Source organism: Rhodospirillales bacterium (assembly GCA_016872535.1).
GTDB lineage: Bacteria > Pseudomonadota > Alphaproteobacteria > Rhodospirillales > 2-12-FULL-67-15 > 2-12-FULL-67-15.
In genome coordinates this window covers 1-3,537 of record VGZQ01000140.1, presented here as the reverse complement: position 1 = coordinate 3,537, position 3,537 = coordinate 1, and the positions used below count along the sequence as shown (strand labels likewise).

5 protein-coding genes are annotated in these 3,537 nt (G+C 66.3%); 3 read left to right on the top strand and 2 right to left on the bottom strand.

Annotation, left to right across the window (positions count from 1 at the left end):
* From FJ311_16060 to FJ311_16050, 3 genes are all read left to right on the top strand, one after another.
* Nucleotides 1-291: acetyl-CoA carboxylase biotin carboxyl carrier protein (locus FJ311_16060; GenBank protein ID MBM3952949.1), on the top strand; the 291-nt coding region annotated here is incomplete at its 5' end.
* A 124-nt stretch (nt 292-415) separates the two neighbouring features.
* On the top strand, nt 416-1,762 hold the full coding sequence (gene accC, locus FJ311_16055; GenBank protein MBM3952948.1) for an acetyl-CoA carboxylase biotin carboxylase subunit: 1,347 nt from the start codon (nt 416-418) through the stop codon (nt 1,760-1,762).
* Nucleotides 1,763-1,773: 11 nt separating this feature from the next.
* Complete coding sequence (locus FJ311_16050) at nt 1,774-2,463, top strand: leucyl/phenylalanyl-tRNA--protein transferase (protein ID MBM3952947.1); 690 nt, start codon at nt 1,774-1,776, stop codon at nt 2,461-2,463.
* On the opposite strand, the gene FJ311_16045 is transcribed toward FJ311_16050, so the two are convergent.
* Entirely contained in the window at nt 2,385-2,795 is a 411-nt protein-coding gene (locus FJ311_16045; GenBank protein ID MBM3952946.1) for a DUF2155 domain-containing protein, read from the bottom strand. The genes FJ311_16050 and FJ311_16045 overlap by 79 nt on opposite strands.
* Nucleotides 2,792-3,537: hypothetical protein (locus FJ311_16040; GenBank protein ID MBM3952945.1), on the bottom strand; the 746-nt coding region annotated here is incomplete at its 5' end. The genes FJ311_16045 and FJ311_16040, both read right to left, overlap by 4 nt.

The following is a 3,537-nucleotide window of genomic DNA, read 5'->3' as shown; positions in this document are numbered from 1 at the left end:
GCCCCGGCGCCGGCCACCGCCCCCGCCGGCAAGGCCGCCGACGCGGTCGCCGACCATCCGGGCGTGGTCAAATCGCCCATGGTCGGCGTCGCCTATACCGCGCCCGATCCCGCGACACCGCCTTTCATCCGGGTCGGCGACCAGGTGGCCGAGGGCCAGACGCTGCTGCTGATCGAGGCGATGAAGGTCTTCAACCCGATCAAGGCGCCGCGCGCGGGCAAGGTCGCCCGCATCTTCATCGCCTCCGGCACGCCGGTCGAATACGGCGAGCCGCTGGTGCTGATCGAGTAGCGGCGTGGCGGTATCGGTTACATTCACGGCGTCATTCCCGCGAAAGCGGGAATCCGCCTTTTCGAGAGCGTGGACCCCCGCTTGCGCGGGGGTGACGATTACGGTTGAAAGAATCGTTTTCTAGATGTTCGACAAGGTGCTGATCGCCAACCGGGGTGAAATCGCGGTCCGCATCCTGCGCGCCTGCCGCGAAATGGGCATCCGCACCGTTGCCGTCCATTCGACCGCCGACGCCGACGCGATGCACGTCCGGCTGGCCGACGAATCGATCTGCATCGGCCCGCCGCCCGCGCGCGAAAGCTATCTCAACAAGTCGGCGATCCTGTCGGCGGCGACCATCAGCGGCGCCGACGCGATCCACCCCGGCTACGGCTTTCTCTCCGAGAACGCCGAATTCGCCGCCATGACCGAGGAACACGGGTTCACCTTTATCGGTCCTTCCCCCGAACACATCCGCCTGATGGGCGACAAGATCGCCGCCAAGCGTTCCGCGCGCGCCATCGGCCTGCCGGTGGTGCCGGGCACCGACGGCCCGGTCGGCGGCGACGACGAGGCGCTCCGCGCCGCCGCGGACATGGGCTATCCGGTCCTGATCAAGGCGGTCGCCGGCGGCGGCGGGCGCGGCATGAAGCCGGCCAAGGACAAGACCGAACTCTTGTCGGCGCTCAAGCTCGCCCGCGCCGAGGCCGAGGCCGCCTTCGGCAATGCCGACGTGTACATCGAAAAATACCTGCGCCGGCCGCGCCACATCGAGGTCCAGATCCTCGCCGACCTGCACGGCAACATCGTCCACCTGGGCGAGCGCGACTGCTCGCTCCAGCGCCGCCATCAGAAGCTGATCGAGGAAGCCCTCTCGCCGGCCCTCAACGCCGACCAGCGTTCGGCCATCGGCGGGACCACCGCCGCCGCGCTGCGCGGCCTCGGCTACCGCAGCGTCGGCACGGTCGAATACCTGTTCGAGGACGGGCAATTCTATTTCATCGAGATGAACACCCGGCTTCAGGTCGAGCACCCGGTGACGGAAATGGTCTGCGGTCTCGACCTGGTGCGCGAGATGATCCGCGCCGCCGCCGGACGGCCGCTCGGCTTCACCCAGGACGACATCCGTTTTTCCGGCCATGCCATCGAATGCCGCATCAACGCCGAAAGCCCCGACACCTTCATGCCCTCGCCCGGCCGCATCGGCGACTATCACGCGCCCGGCGGCCTGGGGGTGCGGGTGGATTCGGCGCTCTACTCGGGTTATACTGTGCCTCCCTATTACGACAGCATGGTCGCCAAACTGATCGTCTACGGCGCCAACCGCAACGAATGCCTGATGCGGTTGCGCCGGGCGCTGGAGGAATACGTGATCGACGGCATCGAGACGACCATACCGCTGCACCGGCGGGTAATCGCCGACCCGGCGTTCGTCAACGGCGCCTATGATATCCGCTGGCTGGAAGAATTCGCCGCGCGCCCTAAGGCGTGAAAGGGCGCGCGATGGCCGAACGAGCGATCCTGGTGACCGAAAAGCTGACCCCCGAGCTGCTGCTCAAGGCCTACGCCGCCGGGGTGTTCCCCATGGCGCAAAGCCGCGACGACCGGTACGTGTTCTGGGTCGACCCCAAGATGCGCGGCGTCTTGCCGCTCGACCGGTTCCACGTCCCGCGCAGCCTTCGGAAGCTCCTCAAAAAAAATCCGTTCGAGATTCGGGTCAACACCGCCTTCGACCAGGTCATCGCCAAGTGCGCCGAGGCGTGGAAGAACCGCCGCGACACCTGGATCAATTCCGAGATCGTCAAGGCCTATACCCAGCTGCACCGGATGGGTTTCGTCCATTCGATCGAGGTGTGGCTCAACGGCAAGTTGGTCGGCGGGCTTTACGGCGTCGCGTTGGGCGGCGCGTTCTTCGGCGAAAGCATGTTTTCGCGCGTGTCGGGCGCGAGCAAGGTGGCGCTGGTGTTCCTGGTCGAGCGGCTGCGGGCGGGCGGCTTCAAGCTGCTCGACACGCAATTCATGACCGATCATCTGCGCCGTTTCGGCGCGGTCGAAATTCCGGCGCGGCGGTATTTGGAGATGCTCGAGGACGCGCTCGGCGCCAAGGCGCGCTTCTATTTCGATCGCGCGTCGGGCGAGGTCGCGGCCGGGCTGGAAGCCCTGTTCCGGCAATCCAAGACCCAGACGTCGTAGACCGGGTGTTCGAGCGCGGACAAGGCCGGGCTCGAGGCGAACATCCAGCCGCGGAACACGCTCGCCGGCGGCTCGCCCCGGCGCACTTCCCAGATGTCGAGAAAGGCCGCGCTTTCCGGCGTTTCCTCCGGCGGGCGCTTGTCGCACACGCGGGCGATGATCTCGAGGGTGCCGAAGCGGACCACGTCGCCGACCGGCGCCTCGATGGTCGAAATGCGCGCGGTCACCTTGTCGAGCCCCTGCAAGATCGCCGTGTCGTAGGTGGCGGCGCCCGCCGGCCCCGCCAAGAAAGCGGCGACGAACGCGGCGACCGCGCGCGATGGTACCGTCATGCCACCCGCTCGACTTCGTCCTCGACCGCCGGCAGATCGAACCAGAACGTGCTGCCCCGTCCGGGTTCGCTGTCGAATCCGATCTCGCCGCCCATGCGCAGAACGAGTTGGCGGGAGAGCGCCAGACCGACTCCGGCGCCTTCGATCTGGCCCGCTTCGCGCCCCAGGCGCTGAAAGGGCTCGAACACCCGGTCTTGTATTTCCTTCGGGATGCCAATGCCGGTATCGGCGACCGCGATGCGAACCCTGTCGTCGGCCCGGCGGGCGCATGTCACCGTCGCCGTTCCTCCGGGCCGGTTGTATTTGACCGCGTTGACGAGGAGGTTGAGCAGGATTTGCCGCACCCAGAGGGGATCGCCGACAAATCGGGCTTCGGTTTCCTTGGCGGCGGCGTCGTTGACGATGGCGACGCCGCGGTTCTTGGCCTCTTCGCGCACCATGTCCACGCATTGCCGGGACAGGTCGACCGAGGACATGGCGATGAATGCCCGGGGCTCCCCCTGGCTTTCGAACTTGGAGAACTCGAGGATGTTGCTGAGAAGATCGAGCAGGTGCTGGCCGCTTTTGAGGACGATGCCGAGGTATTCGCGCATTTGAACCTCGGGCATCTTGCCGATACCCAATTCGATCATCTGGGCAAAACCGAGAATGGCGTTGAGCGGCGTGCGCAACTCGTGGCTCATGGAGGCGAGGAACTTGGTTTTGGTTTCATTTGCCTGTTCGGCGACGCTGCGGGCATGCT

Excerpts from the sequence above, each read along its gene's own strand:
- accC (MBM3952948.1), top strand. The coding sequence starts at position 416 with ATGTTCGACAAGGTGCTGATCGCCAACCGGGGTGAAATCGCGGTCCGC.
- FJ311_16050 (MBM3952947.1), top strand. The coding sequence starts at position 1,774 with ATGGCCGAACGAGCGATCCTGGTGACCGAAAAGCTGACCCCCGAGCTG.
- FJ311_16045 (MBM3952946.1), bottom strand. The coding sequence starts at position 2,795 with ATGACGGTACCATCGCGCGCGGTCGCCGCGTTCGTCGCCGCTTTCTTG.